This is a genomic window from Bdellovibrio sp. BIS2 (assembly GCF_055398295.1).
Genome location: NZ_AP035879.1, coordinates 2,397,274 through 2,415,592, shown reverse-complemented (window position 1 = coordinate 2,415,592; position 18,319 = coordinate 2,397,274). Strand labels below are relative to the sequence as shown.

At 51.2% G+C, this 18,319-nt stretch carries 12 protein-coding genes; 10 read left to right on the top strand and 2 right to left on the bottom strand.

Annotated features, from left to right (window positions below; all coding sequences use genetic code 11):
* The first annotated feature begins 24 nt into the window (after positions 1-24).
* Positions 25-2,625, top strand: a complete 2,601-nt coding sequence (uvrA, locus tag ACZ520_RS11610) for an excinuclease ABC subunit UvrA (RefSeq protein WP_088564888.1) — start codon at positions 25-27, stop codon at positions 2,623-2,625.
* 99 nt (positions 2,626-2,724) lie between these two features.
* On the top strand, positions 2,725-3,756 hold the full coding sequence (locus ACZ520_RS11605; protein WP_232469241.1) for a DUF475 domain-containing protein: 1,032 nt from the start codon (positions 2,725-2,727) through the stop codon (positions 3,754-3,756).
* A 36-nt stretch (positions 3,757-3,792) separates the two neighbouring features.
* Here ACZ520_RS11605 and ACZ520_RS11600 read toward each other — a convergent pair whose 3' ends face one another.
* Together ACZ520_RS11600 and ACZ520_RS11595 are read right to left on the bottom strand one after the other, a co-directional pair.
* The gene (locus ACZ520_RS11600; RefSeq protein ID WP_374030565.1) at positions 3,793-4,683 is read right to left on the bottom strand and encodes a DMT family transporter; all 891 of its coding nucleotides are present in this window, start codon (positions 4,681-4,683) and stop codon (positions 3,793-3,795) included.
* Positions 4,676-5,398 (bottom strand): FAD-binding oxidoreductase, encoded by a 723-nt coding sequence (locus ACZ520_RS11595; RefSeq protein WP_088564890.1) that lies wholly within the window; start codon positions 5,396-5,398, stop codon positions 4,676-4,678. Before ACZ520_RS11595 ends, ACZ520_RS11600 begins: the two co-directional genes overlap by 8 nt.
* Positions 5,399-5,542: 144 nt before the next feature.
* Between ACZ520_RS11595 and ACZ520_RS11590 the strand changes: the two genes are divergently transcribed.
* The 8 genes from ACZ520_RS11590 to ACZ520_RS11555 all read left to right on the top strand — a co-directional run bounded on the left by ACZ520_RS11590 (position 5,543) and on the right by ACZ520_RS11555 (position 18,293).
* On the top strand, positions 5,543-7,591 hold the full coding sequence (locus ACZ520_RS11590) for a hypothetical protein (RefSeq protein WP_232469244.1): 2,049 nt from the start codon (positions 5,543-5,545) through the stop codon (positions 7,589-7,591).
* Between the two features lie 265 nt (positions 7,592-7,856).
* Positions 7,857-8,465 (top strand): DUF3943 domain-containing protein, encoded by a 609-nt coding sequence (locus tag ACZ520_RS11585; protein ID WP_088564892.1) that lies wholly within the window; start codon positions 7,857-7,859, stop codon positions 8,463-8,465.
* Position 8,466: 1 nt separating this feature from the next.
* Complete coding sequence (locus ACZ520_RS11580) at positions 8,467-9,126, top strand: hypothetical protein (RefSeq protein ID WP_416480411.1); 660 nt, start codon at positions 8,467-8,469, stop codon at positions 9,124-9,126.
* An 11-nt stretch (positions 9,127-9,137) separates the two neighbouring features.
* On the top strand, positions 9,138-9,704 hold the full coding sequence (locus tag ACZ520_RS11575; RefSeq protein ID WP_464125638.1) for a phosphatase PAP2 family protein: 567 nt from the start codon (positions 9,138-9,140) through the stop codon (positions 9,702-9,704).
* Complete coding sequence (locus tag ACZ520_RS11570) at positions 9,701-10,402, top strand: phosphatase PAP2 family protein (protein ID WP_464125636.1); 702 nt, start codon at positions 9,701-9,703, stop codon at positions 10,400-10,402. Before ACZ520_RS11575 ends, ACZ520_RS11570 begins: the two co-directional genes overlap by 4 nt.
* A 150-nt stretch (positions 10,403-10,552) precedes the next feature.
* The gene (locus ACZ520_RS11565) at positions 10,553-11,605 is read left to right on the top strand and encodes a hypothetical protein (RefSeq protein ID WP_374030560.1); all 1,053 of its coding nucleotides are present in this window, start codon (positions 10,553-10,555) and stop codon (positions 11,603-11,605) included.
* Positions 11,606-11,793: 188 nt separating this feature from the next.
* Positions 11,794-15,195 carry a hypothetical protein gene (locus tag ACZ520_RS11560; RefSeq protein WP_464125634.1) on the top strand — a complete coding sequence of 1,134 codons (3,402 nt, stop codon included), beginning with the start codon at positions 11,794-11,796 and terminating at the stop codon, positions 15,193-15,195.
* Complete coding sequence (locus ACZ520_RS11555; RefSeq protein WP_464125632.1) at positions 15,192-18,293, top strand: S8 family serine peptidase; 3,102 nt, start codon at positions 15,192-15,194, stop codon at positions 18,291-18,293. Before ACZ520_RS11560 ends, ACZ520_RS11555 begins: the two co-directional genes overlap by 4 nt.
* Positions 18,294-18,319 lie beyond the last annotated feature (26 nt).

Below are 18,319 nucleotides of genomic sequence, written 5' to 3'. Positions count from 1 at the left end.
GGCTCGGGCTTAGACTTTGGAGTTATGTCGCATGCTGAAGATGGAATCGTAGTTAAGGGTGCAAAAGAGCATAATCTGAAGAATGTCAGTGTGACTATTCCGCGCAACAAGATCACGGTGTTTACGGGGTTGAGTGGCAGCGGGAAGTCGTCGTTGGCATTTGATACGGTCTATGCCGAGGGTCAGCGTCGTTATGTGGAAAGTCTTTCTGCTTACGCGCGCAACTTCCTTGAACAGCTTAAAAAACCGGAAGTGGATTCCATCACCGGGCTTTCTCCTGCCATTGCGATTGACCAGAAATCGGTCAGCACCAATCCGCGTTCGACCGTGGGGACGGTGACAGAAATTTACGACTATCTTCGTCTTCTTTTTGCCAAACTGGGAATTCCGGAATGTCCGACTCACCACATCCCGGTGAGCAGTCAAACCCCGCAACAGATCATTGAAGAGGTCTTTAAAAAAGGTGTCGGTACCAAGTTCTATGTGCTGGCACCGATGGCCTCCGGCAAAAAGGGTGAGTTCCTGGCCGAGTTCCAGCGCTGGGCCAAAAAAGGATTCGTGAAAGCCAAAGTCGACGGCAAGATGATTGAACTCGACAAGGCCACGAAACTTGCCAAAACCAAAACGCACGATATTGATCTGGTGGTGGATCAGTTGATCCTGAAAGACACGCTGAAACTGCGCCTTTCAGAAAGCATCAACACCGCTCTGAGCATGGCCAATGGCCGCGTGATCATCGAAACCCTGGACGGGGAGCGCACCAGTTATTCTTTGCACTCGGCATGTCCTGAGTGCGGTTACAGCTTCCCCGAAATTGAACCTCGCCTGTTCAGCTTCAACAACCCGCGCGGGGCCTGCCCGACATGCAATGGGCTGGGAACAATTGATCTGGAAGAAGAAGAGCAGTTCTCTGACGGCGAAGTGGGCGGCAAGAAGCTGGACAAAGTCGTCTATAAATACAAAGGCAAAAAAACTTCGGACGAGGATGACGAAGAGGGCGAAGAAATGGTTCTGAACGATTGCCCGGACTGTCACGGGGCTCGTTTGAAAAATGAAGCCCTGAATATCCGTCTGGGGGGAAAAACCATCGCCGAGCTGTCGGATCTGGGGGCGCATGAATTGCGCGACTGGGTGGCCAAGCTTCAGTGGAAGTCCAAAGATCAGTTGATTGCTGAAAAAATCGTTAAGCAAATTCTGGCCCGTCTGGATTACCTGATCCGCGTGGGCACGGGATATCTTTCCCTGAGCCGTCCTTCACGCACGCTTTCCGGCGGGGAAGCCCAGCGTATTCGTCTGGCAACCCAAGTGGGATCCTCTTTGATCGGCTGTCTGTATGTGATGGATGAACCAAGTATCGGCCTGCATCCGCGCGATCACCACCGGCTGCTCGATATCATCGGCGAGCTGAAAGAGCGTGGAAACACCATCTTGCTGGTTGAGCACGATGAAGACACCATCCGCTACGCTGACTTTGTTGTCGATCTGGGACCTCGTGCCGGGGTTCTGGGCGGAGAAATGATGGCGCAAGGCACGCCGGATGAACTGGCCGCCAATCCGAATTCTTTGACCGGAAAATATCTGAACGGTGAAATGCGCATTCCGATTCCGAAAGAGCGCCGCAAAGGCAACGGGCAGTTTGTGCGTTTGACCGGGGCGACGGGAAACAATCTGCAGAATGTGGATCTGGAAATCCCACTGGGGACTTTTACGACGGTGACTGGGGTTTCGGGTTCCGGAAAAAGTACGCTCATCATCGACACACTTTACAAGATTCTGGCGCAGCATTTTTACAAGGCTTTGGCGCAGCCGTCGCCTTATAAGAAAATCGAAGGCCTGGATAAGATCGACAAAGTCATCGACATCAACCAAAGACCGATCGGACGCACACCGCGTTCGACCCCGGCGACTTATGTGGGATTGTTCCCGATGATTCGTGATCTGTTTGCGAACCTGCCGGATTCCAAACTGCGCGGTTATGAACCGGGTCGTTTCAGCTTCAACGTCAAAGGCGGGCGCTGTGAAACCTGTATGGGACATGGGCAGATCCGTATGGAGATGCACTTCCTCAGTGACGTCTTCGTGACCTGCGATACCTGTCAGGGGCGCCGTTACAACCGCGAGACTTTGAATATCAAGTACAAATCCAAATCCATCGCCGACGTTCTGGAAATGAGCGTGGGGGAAGCTTTGGAGTTCTTCCGCAACCACACCCAGATCTATCGCAAGCTTGAAACTTTGCATCGAGTGGGTCTTGATTACATGACCCTGGGGCAGAGCTCGACAACGTTGTCGGGGGGTGAAGCCCAGCGTGTGAAGCTTTCCAAAGAGCTTTCCCGCCGAGGCACCGGCAAGACGCTGTACATTTTGGATGAGCCGACCACGGGATTGCACTTCGATGACGTCCGCAAGTTGGTGGAGCTGATTCAGGAGCTCGCCGATCAAGGGAACACCGTGCTGGTCATTGAGCACAACATGGAAGTCGTCAAATCCTCGGATCACGTTATTGATCTGGGGCCGGATGGCGGCAAGGGCGGAGGTCAGATCGTGGCCGCCGGAACACCTGAAAAGGTCGCCAAGGTCACTGCCAGCGAAACAGGCAAATTCCTGAAGCCACTGTTAAAATAGTCCTTTAAAAAAGCCCGGCTCGCTGCCGGGCTTTTTGACATCCCGTGTCCCCCGAGGCGGTCCTTGATTCTTGCTGGGGAATCAGTCAAATCTGTGGAAATGAAATACTTTACTGGTTCCTTTGTTTTTACTTTCTTCGGATTGGTAGCGTCCTACTTTGTGGGGCACTACTACGGCGGCACCGTGGCGGCGGGCTTTCAGGCTCTTTTTATTGCCACGATTCTGGCCATTCTTGAAATCTCTTTGTCTTTCGATAATGCGATCGTGAATGCGGTTGTTCTGAAAGAAATGACTCCGGTCTGGCGCCATCGCTTCCTGACCTGGGGTATGATCATCGCCGTCTTTGGTATGCGTTTGATCTTCCCGTTGTTGATTGTGACCTTCATGGCAGACGTAAATCCTTGGGAAGCCCTGGTGATCGCGGCGACGAAGCCGGATGATTACGCCAAGATGATGCTGGATGCACACTTGCAGGTGGCCGCCTTCGGCGGAAGCTTCCTGTTGATGGTGGCGTTGAAGTACTTCTATGACGGCAGCAAGGATCTGCACTGGATCCCGTTCATCGAAAAGCCAACCCGTTATATCGGCAGCAAAGTTGAAGCCATCGAAGTGTGCTTGACCTTGATTATTTTGATTCTGATCACCCACTTCCTGAAAAGCCAGGAGCAATTGCCGTTCCTGATGGCCGGTATGGCGGGCTTGATCACTTATGTGATCGTGGATGGTATCGGTTCCTGGTTGGAAGCGTCTGATGATCAAATGCACGACGTGCACAAAGCCAGCGCCGGTATGTTCCTGTACCTGGAAGTTCTGGATGCGTCCTTCAGCTTTGACGGTGTGGTCGGGGCGTTTGCAATCACGCACAACCTGTTCATTATCATGATCGGTCTGAGCATCGGTGCATTCTTCGTACGTAGCTTGACGATTATGTTCGTGGAAAAAGAGGCGCTGACGAAGTTTGCGTTCCTGGAGCACGGGGCTTTCTATGCCATCGGTCTTTTGGCAATGATCATGCTGGCAGATCCGTTCCTGCACATCCCTGAGTGGTTCACCGGATTGAGCGGGGGGATCATCATCCTGACCTCTTTCATCTGGTCTTTGAAAAAGGGCGATATACAAGCTTCTCACTAAAAACAAAAAAGCCTGCTTCAAATAAGCAGGCTTTTTTTATGTCTTGATGTTTTCAGTTTTGCTCGCGGTATCAGTCAGAATCTGCAGCACCGAGGCAACCATGATTATCACGGCCCCGGAAATCTGGAACCAGCTCAGCCGTTCACTAAGAATCAGGAATCCAAACAGCGCGGCGAACGGGGACTCGAGCAAAAACAGCATGCTGGCTGTGGAATCCGAAAGCACCTTTTGAGTGCGGATTTGCAGATAAAACGCAATGATGCTGGAACCCAGTCCCAGGCATAGGATTCCCAGAATCGGTTTATAGTCCGTCACATTCCAGGCGGTGCGTTCCTGAGTCAGCAACAGAGGCGTCAGCGCCAGCAGGCACCAGGCGGATTGGAAATTGTTAAAGCGAAACGCATTGCCCACTTTGTTTGAAATCTTTCCGATATAAATAATATGAAAAGCTGCAAACACCGAACAGCCCAAGGTCCACAGATCACCCGAGTTGATGCCGGATAGATTGGCATCGACCAGAATGAAAGTTCCCAGCAGCGCCAACGCGGTCAGGGCATAGTTTTTCCAGTTACCGGCAGATTTAAAGAACCACGCATTGAACAGCGGCACTAAAATCACATAAAGACTGGTCAGAAATCCGCTCTTGGTGGCGGTGGTGTATTTCAAACCGATGGTTTGCAAAAGCAGCATGCCGCCCAGAAGAAGCCCGGCGGGCAGGGCGCGGAAAATTTCTTCGCGCAGACTGGTGAAATTGGGTCCTTTGATGATCAGGTACAAAATCTCGCCCATGACAGAGGCGATGACAAAGCGGAAGAACAGGGTCTCTACCGGAGTGAAGGCCTCCAGAGCCCAGACAGTGGCCACAAAGCCGAAGCCCCAGAGGACTCCGGCGAAGATCAGCTCCAGGGCCGCGCGATTCTTAGTCAAACGCCTCGGCCCAGATTTTTGTTTTATCAAAGCCGTCAACTTCCAGAAGCTGGTGTTTTACGTCTTTGATCATGCCGCCGTTACCGCAAAGGTAGAACGTCGTCGGGATGTTTTTGTAATCAAATTCAGAGATGAAGTTTTGTACGTAGCCTTTTTTGCCCTTCCAGTCGTCTTGAGGACGGCTTAGAACAAATTCAAACTTAAAGTCAGGCAGGGCTTTTTGCAGCTCTTCGATTTCTTTTTGATAGTACATGTCCTTTTCGGTGCGCACGCCGAACAGCATGCGATAACGAAGATTTGGATACTGCTCTTTTTTGGAAAGCAGATAGCACAAGTGTTGGGACAGACCTGTTCCCGTATTCAGGAAGACGATTTGCTCTGTTGGAGGCTCTTGGAAGAAGACTTTTCCGAACGGGCCGGTGAAGTTCAGAAGTTCGCCGCCCTTAAGTTGCCACACGAAGGTCGAGGCTAAGCCATTTTCCACGAACTTGAAAAGCAGTCGGAATCCATTTTTGGTGCGGTCATCAGAGGCGATAGAGTAAGCACGCAATGCTGGTTTTGCCTCGCCCTGAGGCACGTGAAGCATGACGAATTGGCCTGCTTTGAAGCTGAATTCATTCGGAGTTTCCGTCTTCAGGACCAATTCACGCACCGTTGGGGTGTGGTCGATGATTTCTTCAACTCTCATGTGATAGATAGTACGAGCGGCAGACATAAGGCTCCTTCATAATCGGTCCCGTCTTCATAAACCGAAAAACCCAGACAGTCCAATATTTTAGCTTGTTACAAAACCTCGCATTCAATAAAATTGAAGCACAGCAGTGAGGTATATATCGTGAATAGTGCGCAGCATCTTGTATTGTCCGTATTATTGTCTTTTGCGTCCTTTGCACACGCTCAAACACCAGAGGGAACACCCGCAGCGGCGCCAACTTCGGCTCCAGCGGAAGCCGCTGAGTCCACGGAAGAGATTCCGGCGCCTCAACGCTCCTTGCTAAAAACCGCGGCGACTCGTGATTTCAATAAGCCCCTCTATTTTGACCAGTTGGATAACGGTGTGATCCTGCCTCCGTTGGAGATGGAATACGACCTGAGCGCGGCTGGTGGCAAAAACCTGAAAATCGGGAACGTGCAACTGAACGAAAAGAATTTCTTCTTCGCTCTTTTGCCACTGGGTAAAACTCACTCGCAGATCAATCAGATCCTGGGCAGCGGTGAAGCTGGTAAAGTGGCGTTGGTGATGGCGTGGCCGGAAAAGCTGATGAGTCACGGAACGATCGAAATGATCTCTCGCACAGGAACAGTTCTTTGGAGCTATTCTTTCACGGAAGCCGATCGCACCAAATGGCAAAAACAACTGGATACGTGGAGAAAAGAACTTGTTGCTAAAGGCGTTCCGTCAAAAGATGTGGTTCGCGCCGGTATCTTCGGCTCCCAGTTTGCGATTCAGGACGTTGAGTCCGCGAAAGCTCCATTCTGGGGTCAGAAAGAATCCTTCCGTTTCTGTGTGACTCAGACTGACGGCCGCAATTCCACGAAAATGTGTTCTCAGCGTTATGGTTCCAAATCCAGCGGCAAAACTGTTGTGATGGGTAAGGTGCGCGCAGATGCGGTGACTCCGCGAGTGCTGGTGAATAACGAAGAAGCGCCATTGAAAAATTCCGTACCCGTGGCAGCGGACATGCCAAGTTCTTTCTTTGCAGAATTGGGAACCGGGGAGTCTTATGAATTTGTGACTTTACCCAACAAACTGGAGCTGATGGATATCGCCGACACCAAAAAACCGGGTGTTTTGAGAATCGTCGGTTATGACACGCGCCCGGTGGGCCGCTCTGTGATTTTGAATCCGGATCAGTACAGTTCTTTGACCAAGATGCTGGGTTTTGAATCCACCATCGGCGACCCACGCAAGTTCTGGGCAGCGGCGATCAAGAAAGACGATCCAAAAATTTACCTTCCGGGGCAGGGCGGGGGTATCTTCAAACAGAAATTTGAACTGTCTGAAATTCCGCGCACCCAGTCCCGAGTTTATTTGAGCAAAAGGACTCCAACGGGAACATACATTGACGGCATCAAGCTGGAAGGCCGCAAACAGCCGGTGGCTCAGGTGTCTTCCGAGCAGAATTCCGTGAAGGAAAATCCGCAGGATCCGGCTTCTTTCGTGTGGGAATTCAAAGCCACCGAACGTGGTCAGATCAATCGCTCGTACTTGAATGTCGACATCGACGGCAAGACTTACAAATCTTACTATGAAATCTATAAAGGTTATCCGCGCGAGCTTTCCGGTCGTTTCACGGCGGTGCAGGCTTCCGGCGAATTCATCTTTATGGGTGAAGTGGCTTACAATCAGTGGTTCGAGGATCTGTTCGGTTGGACCAACTATTGGTTGTCCCGTCAGCGCTGGGGCTTCAGTGCAAAGTACTTCCAGTCCTTCAATCAGTTGAAAGTCGATGCTGCCGGCAACACAGCCCCGCTGAGTGTGATGACTGTGGATTTGAAATACCGTGCAACACCCGGCCTGTGGGGTCGCGATGAATCTGTTGGTGCGATGGTGTCCTATCAGAATGTGACCTTCGATCAATTGAAGGCGCCGATGTTGGGGGTAGGGGCCTTCTGGGCGCGCTCCATGCCGAAGGTGTTTGATGACTTCTTCAACCTTCTTCCGTTCATGCGTTATCCAAAATGGGTGGACATGGAATTTATCTACTACGCAAGCTCCATGGACTCGAATGTGAAACTGAATGCGCCGATGTCTCTGAACTTCCACGGTAAAGTTTTGTGGTCCGAGAGATACTTCGGGGAGGCAGGTTTCGGTATGAAACGATATGGATTCACTGATGAGTCTGTAAATCAGAAAGCCGAGCTGAACACGTTCTATGGAACCGTAGGTCTCGGAATCAACTTCTAAGCTGTTGAATTGTAAAATCAAAACAAAAAAGGAAGGCCCCCAAAGCCTTCCTTTTTTTATTCTGCTCACGCGAAGCTTCGTCCCCCAATACTCATTTTTTAAGTAATTGCTTGATTACTTATGCTTATTCCGTTAATTTGTTTTTCATATAAGTAAGTAATCGCGTACATACATAAGTGAGCTTTTGTTGATATTTAATCAACAATTACAGATAGATACTTCGGAGTCCAACTCACCGGGTGTTTCGCGATATGCGGAGTTTCCCATGAAAGCCCTCGTCACTGTTCTTTTAACCCTTCTGATTGCCGCGCAAGGATTCACGGCAGAAACAACATCAACACCTCCACGCACGGCCGGTGATTATGCGCTGAATTTTGGTGCCGTGTATGTGGCGCAGTGGAGCGTGTATCTGGTCACGCAGGAAAAAACCATCGCGGACCATGGCTCTTGGGACAACTTCACCAGCTATCCGTTCAAACCTGAATTTGATAAAGACAGCTTTGACTACAACATCTTCAAACATGCCCTGGCCGGGCAATACTACTATCTTTTCTATCGCTATCGTGGCTACACCGAAACCGAAGCCTTCGCCTGGACATTCCTGTCGTCACTGGCTTTTGAATTTGCGGTTGAAACCTACACCGAACCTCCGAGCTTTCAGGATATTTATCAGACACCGGTCTTTGGAACTTTGGTGGGGATGGGCTTTGAACGCGTAAGTCATCATCTGCGTGGGCAGGACTCCGCGTGGATGCGGGCTTTGGGTTATGCTCTGAATCCATTCGCTTTGTTGTCGAACTATCCACAGGAACTGGCAGCGATGCCTAATGTGGGCACGGACTCTTTGGGACTGAATCTGTCCTGGAGGTATTGATATGAAAAAATCCGTGTCTGTATTTCTGCTCACGATGCTGCTTTCTGTTTCGGCTTTGGCAACTGATTTTGAAACGGACCGCTGGAGCGATGGCCTTCATCTGCTGGCCGGAGGAGGTTTCAACTCGTCCTTGTACACATCCGATGATGATCATTCGGACGGGGGCATTGGCGTCAATCTGAAGACGGACCTGCTTTATGTCTTTCATCCCGAGTGGGCGGTCGAGTGGAGCGCCAGTGTGAAGTTCAACCGCATGGAGGACAGCTTCCTTTTATGGGACACATTGCTGACCATGGGAATTCGCACTCAGTTGCCAAAGCTTTATCCCGAAATGGAAGGGACACCTTACGCCAGGCTCTTTGTGGGGCGTGCGCCGACGGTTTTATTTCTGAATGGTGAAACTCCAAAAGGGGTTTCAGATCCCAGCACCAGTCGCATTCATTTTGACGGCCCGGTAGTGGGTTTGGGCTGGGGCATTCTGAAAAAGAATTCCAAAGGACAAGTATGGTTCACCGAAATCGCGGCCACTGCCCAGACACTGGAAAGTGAAGAGGACGTGATGATGGATGGTGAAGTGCCCTTGGTGCTTTCCCGCAATCAGGTCACGAATAATGCGCGCATTTACAGTATCGCCGTCACCTTCGGCATCCTGGCCTTTTAAGGAGTTCTGCGATGTGGGAACAACTTGATCAGCGGATTTTCTTATTCATCAACAGCACCACCGCCAACCCGCTGTTTGATGCCTTCTTTCCGTGGTGGACGGACTTTCAAAAGTCCCCATGGTTTTTGTTCATGGTGCTGCCAACGATTTTGCTGTGGTTGTTTATCAAGACCCGAATGAAGGGTGTGCTTGTTCTGGTGTCCGCCGTGGGGGTCGCAAGTTTTGCTGACTTCCTGTCAGGGGATCTGATCAAACCCGTGATTGAACGAGCCCGGCCGTTTCGTTCGGATTTTGCCGATCTGGTGATCTTGCGCGGGCCGGAGCAGGGCGGATTTTCTTTCCCTTCCAGTCATGCCGTGGACGCCTTTGCGCTGGCTGCTTTTATTGGTGTGTTTTATCCAAAGGCGCGAATCCCACTGTTGGTGCTGGCATTTCTAACCGCCTATTCCCGTGTCTATTGCGGAGTGCACTTTCCGGCAGATGTGGCGGCCGGGGCGATTCTGGGCGGCCTTCTGGGGGCTGTCATCGCGCTGATAGCACAGCAGATCACGATGAAATGGCAAAGAGGTCGGTCATGAAAAACCTCGTTGTCGCGTTTCTGTTGCTCTTTACTGCGGCGGCTCAGGCGGAAGAAAAAACTTTTTCCTGGCTGTGGCATCAGGAATTAAAACCCACTATCACCAATTCCTTCGACAGCGGGGGGCAGTTGATTCTGTTGGTGGGCGCTGGCGCCACAGTGACGGCACGGCAGTACGATCAGACCGTTTATAAAAACAATCTTAGTCCCGACAAGCTGATCATGGATAAAGACACCGCCGATATCGGCGCTTATCTGGGCAGTGGAGGGCCGGGCATAGCTATCGCGCTGACACAACTGTGGCTGGATCCACAAAACGGTCTGGCTCACAGCAAGGCCTTGGCTCTCACCGCCGCCAGCCATATCACCATGGCCTCTCTTATAGGCCGTGGACGCCCCAGCGGACGGGACTATCTGTCTTTCCCCTCGGGGCACGCATCCTCGTCCTATGCCACGGCAACCTCACTGGCATACGCCTACGGTTACAAGGTCGGCATTCCGGCCTTTGCCCTGGCAACTTTCGTGGCGGCCTCCAGAGTCAGTGAAAACATCCATTGGACAAGTGATGTGGTGGCCGGCGCCGCCCTGGGCATTTACTGGGGCCGCGCCAGCGCCCTGAACACCGGAAAAAGCGACTATAATATAGTTCCGCTCGTCGGGGCTGGGTTCACAGGCCTCAGCTTCCACCGCGAATTCTAATTCCCCGAATCCAATGTCCAATTCTCCAATCTCTAACTACCATTTTGGTCACCTGTTCAGGTCTTTGACACCTGAACAGGATTTAAACATGGAACCACTATGGATTGTGAATTGCTTTAGCATCCGACGTTGAAAATGAAAGGACGTTGTATGTTGAAGCTAGTAAAGACCGCTGTGCTCTTTTTATGTGCCTTTGCCACGGCCATGGCCGCAACGGCAGATCGCGCTTATGCCTGGGGTAAGAAGAGAAGCACTTCTGCCTCTGAGTTTATCTCCAACAAAAGAGTCACGGATTCTTTGGTGCAGGATCTGACCTGTAACAAGCTCAGTATCGAAGGCATTTACTATCGTATCAAAGCCGATGCTTTTCATGAATCCCGCAACATGCCGATCACGAACTGGCCTTTCAGAAGTGGAGTGGCGACGATTGCAGGGTGCTGGGCCCTTAGCAGCACTCAGCGCATGATCTCTTATATGGCCCGTTATAACGAACCCACCAGCTTGCGCATGGATCAGATATCCCCAGGGTTGTTGAATCAAATTCGCGGTGGAACTCTAGAGCTGGTTAATGACAATCATAACAATGATAACTACGCACTCAGATCCAGTTCAGAACGTATCATCACGCGTTCTTTGAAAGCCAACAGCGTTTTCCCGGTTCCTACCAATTCTCTGGCTGAAGACCAGTGGCATACCAACAGTCTGTGGATGCGCTTGCTGGAAGGTTACGTTGAAAACGTGGACGGCAAAAACGTTCACCGACATTTCCGTGCCGAGATTGAAGAAAATCAGGCCCGTCACTTCTTCCGTGCTGCCAATATTGGCATGGGTGCGGGTTCTGGAGATCGCAGCGCCAGCAAAAATCAGGAAACCGTGGCGACCATGCGCCGTAATGCTGACACCAAGCGCCTGACTTTGGTGAATTTGCGTGCGGGCAGAACGGCTCAGCACATCGTGATGGTGAAGTCTTACAAGGCCACTGGCGACATGATTACTTTCACTGTTTATGATTCTAATCAGCCATCGAAGGACCAGTTGCTTTATTATTCTGTGAAGAACAGCGCCTTCTATGCACCAGACATCGTCAATCGCTTCGTGCTTGAAAACACCAGCCGCTCGTTGGGCGTGTATGTGGTGGATGAAGACGAGCGTGAAATGCTTGAAGACGCGATGTTGGCCTACTATCGCGTGAAGTGCCGATAACTTAAGCAGAGCTTGTAAAAGCTACACATGACCGCCGTGCAAGGCGGTCATGTCGTTTCTGAAGCAGTTAAACGGGAATTTATTTCTAAATGACTGACAATTTGTGGCCCGTTCCTTGCTGTTCCGGGAACGGGGTCTGTTTAAGGCCCTTTTGACACCACTTTGTCACCTTTTGATAAGGAAAAGCTATGTCTCTCAGAATAGTTATAGTCTGCGCCCTGTGTTTGATGGCGCTCTCCATCGCAAGTGCCGAGAGTGTTTCCCTGCCATTGAACTCTGTAAAAAAGCCGGCGATGGATCTGGTCAACAGCTCCGGAACAGCTTTGGATGTCGGTCAGGCCGCAGCCCTTGCCAATCAGGGGACTGATCTCAGTCTGTTGAATCCTCTTGAAAACAAGATGTGGCAAAACCGTGTCTATTCAGGTGTGGAAGACATTCCTGGCAGCTATCCGGTGGCTCAGCGCGGGGTTCAGTTTCTTTCCGAAGAAGCCGCATTGCCGTTCACATACATGTCCCGCGTTCAGTCGCTGGAAAATCCTAATTTGTTCTATCGCCTCAGTCTGTCCCGTTTGACTCACACCACGCTGATGCGTGCAGCGCTGTTGAGAAAACTGGGCTACTATGTTCCGTCACCAAAGTATTACCGCAACCTGCGTGTATTCTTTAAAACGGAAGCAGAAAAAGAATCCTTCCTGAAGAACGCCCAGGAATCCATGATTTCTGACTTTGAAAGCCGTGGCTGGGTGACAGAAGACAACAAAACAAATCACTCGGTGGTGTTCTCGGACGCGGTTCTGGAGCCGGCTGTTGCCGAATACTTCGACATCCAGTGGGGTTATGCTCCAGATCCAAACAATCCTAATCAGCTGCCAGCCGTGCAGCGCTACTCCCGTTACAGAGCTTACCGCGCTCTGATCCTGCCATTTGCCTTGGTTGATTTGCCCGAGTCCGTGAACAGATTCAGCGCCAAGTTCGGTGCGGTACTTTCCGGTCACGTAGTGATCAATCATCCGTCCGCAGAATCCTTCTCGGCGGCAAGCTTTGAGGACGTGCGTTGGTTGGTTCGTCGTATGGCGGAGCTTCGTTACAGCGATTTCGTGGAAATCGTGCGTGCTGGTGCTTACCCGCAAGAGCTTGAAGACCTGATCCTGGCTAAACTTCTGCACCGTGCCCACAATGCGCTGGAGCTTTTCAATGTGAAGAACTCTTCCGCATTGCCATTGCCGGATCTGAACATCACGTCTCGTTCCGGACTGGTGAAAGACGGTAAAGTCACTCAGGAATTTGTTCCGGGCTATCCGCAGCGTTTTGCCCACGGGGACCGTCAGTCTCCGTTCCAGGACGGGGACCTTGAACGTTACATGGGTATCCGTGCTAAATCCGCCGTGATTGGCACTGTGATGAATCACATCAACGAAAAACTGGATCTGCTTTCCACCTCAGACCTGTTCCAAAACCGTCGTGATGAAATCACTCAGCGTGTTTTGGAGCACATCCGTGAGCGTCCGTACGAACCACTTTACCAGAAAGTGGAAGCGTGGGGCGGTCCGGTGGGTGGTTTCAATCTGGGAGCAACTCGTCACGTGACGACGGGTACTTACTTCGGCAGTTCCGCACCAATTCAATTGGTGGATAACGTGTCCGTGGCGGGTCGTCTGGGTTATTTCATGACTCTGGACGGTGTTCCTAAGATCACGCCAATGGCGGGTGCGAACATCATGGTAATGCGTGACTATACTCACGTACGCCCTTTGAACTCCATCCAGGAAGGCACGAAAGTGTCCTGGAAAGATCTGCTGATTCCACGTTTCATGAGCAAGCTTTCGGCGGTGCTGGATGAAAAGGACCCTATCAAGTCCCAGGAAGAAGGCAAACCAGCCCGCCAACCGCTGGATGCATTCTTAAGCGAACTGCGTGAAGGTGAAGTTTTCACTGTAACTGATTCCATCGCGCTGTCTGCTTACGCTCAAGCTTCGTCGTCTTTGGATGTTTTGATGGGTATTTCCCCATTGAATTTCCTGAACACCGTGGCTGTGGGTGTGGATGGCAATCGTGCGATCCTAAGACAAACCAGCTTCATGCGCACCAAAGAGGGTGTCCAGGTTTACGTTCGTTCCCAGAACAGCAAAGCCATGGGTATGACCCTGGATATCAACTACTTCATCAACGTGATGCGTGTTCGCGCCAACACCACGTGGGCGGAACTGAGCACGGATGCCTTCGTGATTGATTACAATCCTGAGTACGCGGAATACATTGATTCTGAAAACCAGGAAGCAAAGTTCGTGAAGGACTTCATCAAAACCCGCAATGACCTGAAACCGGCATTGCGCGCGTTGTTTAAGAGCAATGACCCGGAATTGTTGTACGCAAACTTCAATCACCGCAAGTTTGAGATCGACCACAATCTGAAAACCCGCGAGATCCGTAACAAGTTCTTCGCAATGCGTGTGAACTCCTTCAACGAAGATCACACTTTGAAAATCCGTTACCCGCGCAGTGCGGAAGCTCCGGATCTGGATCCTAAAGACGAAGAAGTGACGCTGTTCTCTAACAAGCGCGGCGAACTGATCGGTCGTGATTTGCTGGGCTTTGCCTTCGACTGGGTTGAAGGTTTGATGAATAAGTGGTGGCCTAAAGGCCGCGTGGATTTGGCTCGTTCTGATGATCCAAATCCGGCCAACACTCCGTACGGTAAAGCGTACTGGAGAACCGTGACCACCGAAGCGGATCTGACCACCAATGCGAAACAGTATCCATCCGTGGGTGTTGTTCAGCGCGTGTGGGGCGGCTGGCACTTAAACCGCAAAAAATTCCTGAAACTGATCGACGAGGTTCAGGGCGAGTTGAAAAACTCTCCGGTGGGATCTTACCGCCTGATTGAAAAGGAAGCGTTCTCGAATGTGACTGCGGTGGATTTCTATCGTATCACGGCGAACCTTTCCATCCTGCCGGGTGGTTTGGACAAGGTCAAAGACCTGATCCTGCAGCCGGATCAGGACGGGAAGTCCGTTCCTAAAGCCAAGTTCATTGGTCGTCTGTTCCAGAAACTGAGCGAGAAAATGGGCCGCAAAGCCCGTCCTCACGATCAGGAGATGTTCAACGATATGGTGACCGTATTGGGTAACGGGGACTTCAAACGCGGTAAGTCCGAATTCATCACGGCTTGTCAGGAAGAGCAGGATGCCCATAAAAAAGAAAAAACGATGAACTATCAGGGTTCTTGGGTCAACGGAACTTACTTTGATTGTATGTTGCCGTGGATGGAAAGACTGTTGAAGCTTTCTGCCAGCTACCCGAAAGACAAAAAATCCCAGACGCAGTGGATGACAAATGTCCTTTACACTCTGGAAGAGGCGATTCCATTGCCTCAGCTTTTGAAGTTCCTGGGTAAGGACAACTATATCTACTTCGTGCGTATCAACGGCTTCCGTGCCGGTGATGAGGACGGGGATATTGAATACTTCTCCAACACTTTGGGTGATCCGAAGCAGAACATCGAATACGCCAACGGTCTGATTCAGATGTTTGCGACGAAAACCCGTATTTCTCCAATCGAACTGGATAAATCCCTGGGGAGCTTCCGATGAGATCCTTGATTCTTTCCGTTATCTCAATGAGCTTCCTGGCAAGTCACGCTGTGGCCGCCGATCCTTTTGCTGACAAGCAATGGGGTCTGAACAACCAGGGCGTGCCGCAAATGATCGACTTGGATCCTTTGCACACCTATAAAATTCCTGCTCGTGCGCAGGAAGACGTGCGTTTGCCTTCCCCGGTAAAAGCGAAAAATAAAATCATCGTGGCGGTCTTGGATACCGGTATCGCCAAAAATCACCCGGATCTGAAGGGTGTGATCCGTCGCAATGAATCTGAGTGCCGGGCTTTGGCGAAGTTTGAAGCCTGCGTTGCGGACAGCGACCGCAAAACCTGTGAAAAGAAATGGATGGATTTGAACAATCCGGAAGTGGATCAGGATAAAAACGGATACCCACTGGATTGTCAGGGCTGGAGCTTGCTGGGGGGCGTGAATGCCGCCGGCATCATGGGCCGTCCGGACTTTGGCGATGATCAGGGACACGGGACTCACGTGGCCGGTATTATCGCGGCGGAAGTCGACAACAATATCGGTGTGCGTGGACTCAGTGAAAACGTCGAGATCCTGCCAGTGCAGGTGATCGGTGTTCAGCCTTCTGAGCCGATGAAACCTTTGTCGATCTATGATTCCCCACAAGAAACAGGCCGTGAAAACGTCACCCGCAGTCTGGGGGACATGGTGGGTCGTGGTGTGATCTATGCGATGCGCTCGGGCGCCAAGGTGATCAACTTCTCTATGGGGTGGCCTCAGGCGAAAGATTCTGATTTCATGCGCAAAGTGATTGCGGAAGCTCAAGCCCGGGGTGTGATCATCGTGGCTGCTGCCGGCAATGATTCGACTCGTGCGCTTCTTCGTCCGTGTGCTTATCCAAATGTGATTTGCGTGGGAGCGGCCGGTCCGGATGGCGCGTTCTCGCATTTCTCTAACTTTGGCAGTGGTGTGGATATCGTGGCTCCGGGTGTGAACATCTTGAGCACTTATCCTGAAAGCAAACGTCCCGTGCGTTTCCGTTCAACTTTGGGTTATGAATACCTTTCTGGAACATCCCAGGCGTCGCCTTATGTTGCTGCGGCTGTGGCCGAGCTGATGGCTCGTGGTGTTCCGGCGGATGAAATTTACGCAAGACTTGTACTGGGTGCCCGACCTTTGAAATCAAATCTGTCTTTGGTTTCCGGCGGCTCTCATGAACAAGGACAAGTCCTGAGCCCGGAAAGGGAAATTTACAAAAAATATTCTGTGGCCGGTAACATGGACGTTGAACAGTCCTTGAAAGTTTCCGCGCAGCCCTTGATCGTTCCTGCTGACAAAGAAAAAGTTGAAATCAACTGGGACCGCAAAAGCAAGGACCTGAGTTTTGAGATTTCTTTTGTGAACAAGTGGCAGGCCGTTGATATCGGCAAAGTGAAGATGAACGCCCAGTTCATCAAGCCTCATGCGGATGCAGTCCGCCCGTGGATCACCGCGATCAAAGAAGCGGCTCCGTACCCAGGCGTGTGGAAGCAGAATGAAGTGCGCAAATACGTGGTGATGATGAGTTTGGTGGATTCCCAGGATCCTTCCCAGTCCCGCATCCCAAGTGAGCTGGATTTGACGGTGGATGTGCGCGTTGGTGATGCCGAAGCCCGCCGCTATGTCTTTGAAAGTGAAGTCGTGGTCAGTGTGACGCCGGAAATGGCATCCAGTGATGTAAAGACATTTAATATCACCGGCATGCCAAGAGCCCGCGTGTCCTTCCTGCCTCTGGATGAAAATCTGGACAACCACCCTGAACAGCGTGATTACCTGGCTCTGAGCCAGCAAAACAACACCTGGCAGTTGTGGCTGGTGGCAGATAACGGCAATGGCGCTTACACTGCGGTGGGTGGCACAAAAATCCGCCCTGAAGGTGAAGCCGACAATCTGCGTGAACAGGTGCTGACTCGTTTGGATCTGAACGGCGATGGTCAGAGCGAATACGTGATGGGCATTCTGGAAGACAAATCCGAGCTGGATGAGCCAGAAGCGTCGCCAATGACGTTCTATATCTTTGATAAGGCCATGAAGCTTCTGGAGACGTTCAAGTATTCCGGTGAGGTGGCTCCGGCCCCTTATCAGATGTACTGGCAAAAAATCGGTGGCACCAAACGCCCGGCCTGGGTGGGTGGTGGTAAAGATCCGGCAAAAAAACGCGGTCTGAAAGAGCGCTGGGAAAATCCGGACAACTATGAAAAGCCTCAGACTCGTTTCTATTTCCTGAACGAAAAGAATGAATTGAAAGCCCTGGAAGAACATCAGGGTTACAAGATCATCGATGTGATCGAGCCACGCCGTGAACAGATGGTGGCGGGGCGTGTGCCGGTTTTGCTGGCGAAAAATCAGGGAACCGAAGCCAAGCCAAGTTATCTATATAATTTCGCCATCGCCGAGGTGGTGGAAGGCCGTATTGAAAACTTCATGGAGCTGGATCTGTTTGCCCATCAGACCACTTACCGCAACATCCTCGACACCCGTGTCGACAAGGTTCATGCCCTGGATTACGGCAAGGATGAATTTGCGGGCAGCTTCTGGTTCGGTGAAGGTTTGAACCGGCAGCAGCGTTTGTCGGTCTTTGATAATAAGAACTGGGAGCTGTTAGACCAGCAACTGGGTGCGGAACGGTCCCAATTTGACTCCGCCTTATGGGTGCGTGCCGTATTTGCGGGGCTGCAGCGTAAAGGAGCTTTTGTTCTAACGAACTCCGAAATCCAGTATCACGACCTTGTGACGACCCGTGTAGTAAGCAAAAGTTTTGAGCGTTACACGTTCTTCCCGGACATGTTGATGACGAATTTGTACTTCCCGCTGACTTTAAAGGATGCGCGCGACGCATCAACGAAGATTCCAGCGCTATTTACCACGGAAAGTTCGGAACTCAGCCGTGGTGTCAAAATGTTGGTACCGGTTTTTGCAAGGGATGGATCTGCGATCGAACTGGTGTCACCAGCGCGCTTGAGATTCAAGTCTTCGACAGGCTGTCGTCCCATGGATACACCGGTCTTTGACGGAGTTAAAGGAGCCCACTCGTTCGATTACTACTGCGGCGATAAATTGCTGAGAGTTAATTTAACTTACTAAACAAAAACGAATATAAGAGTTCGATT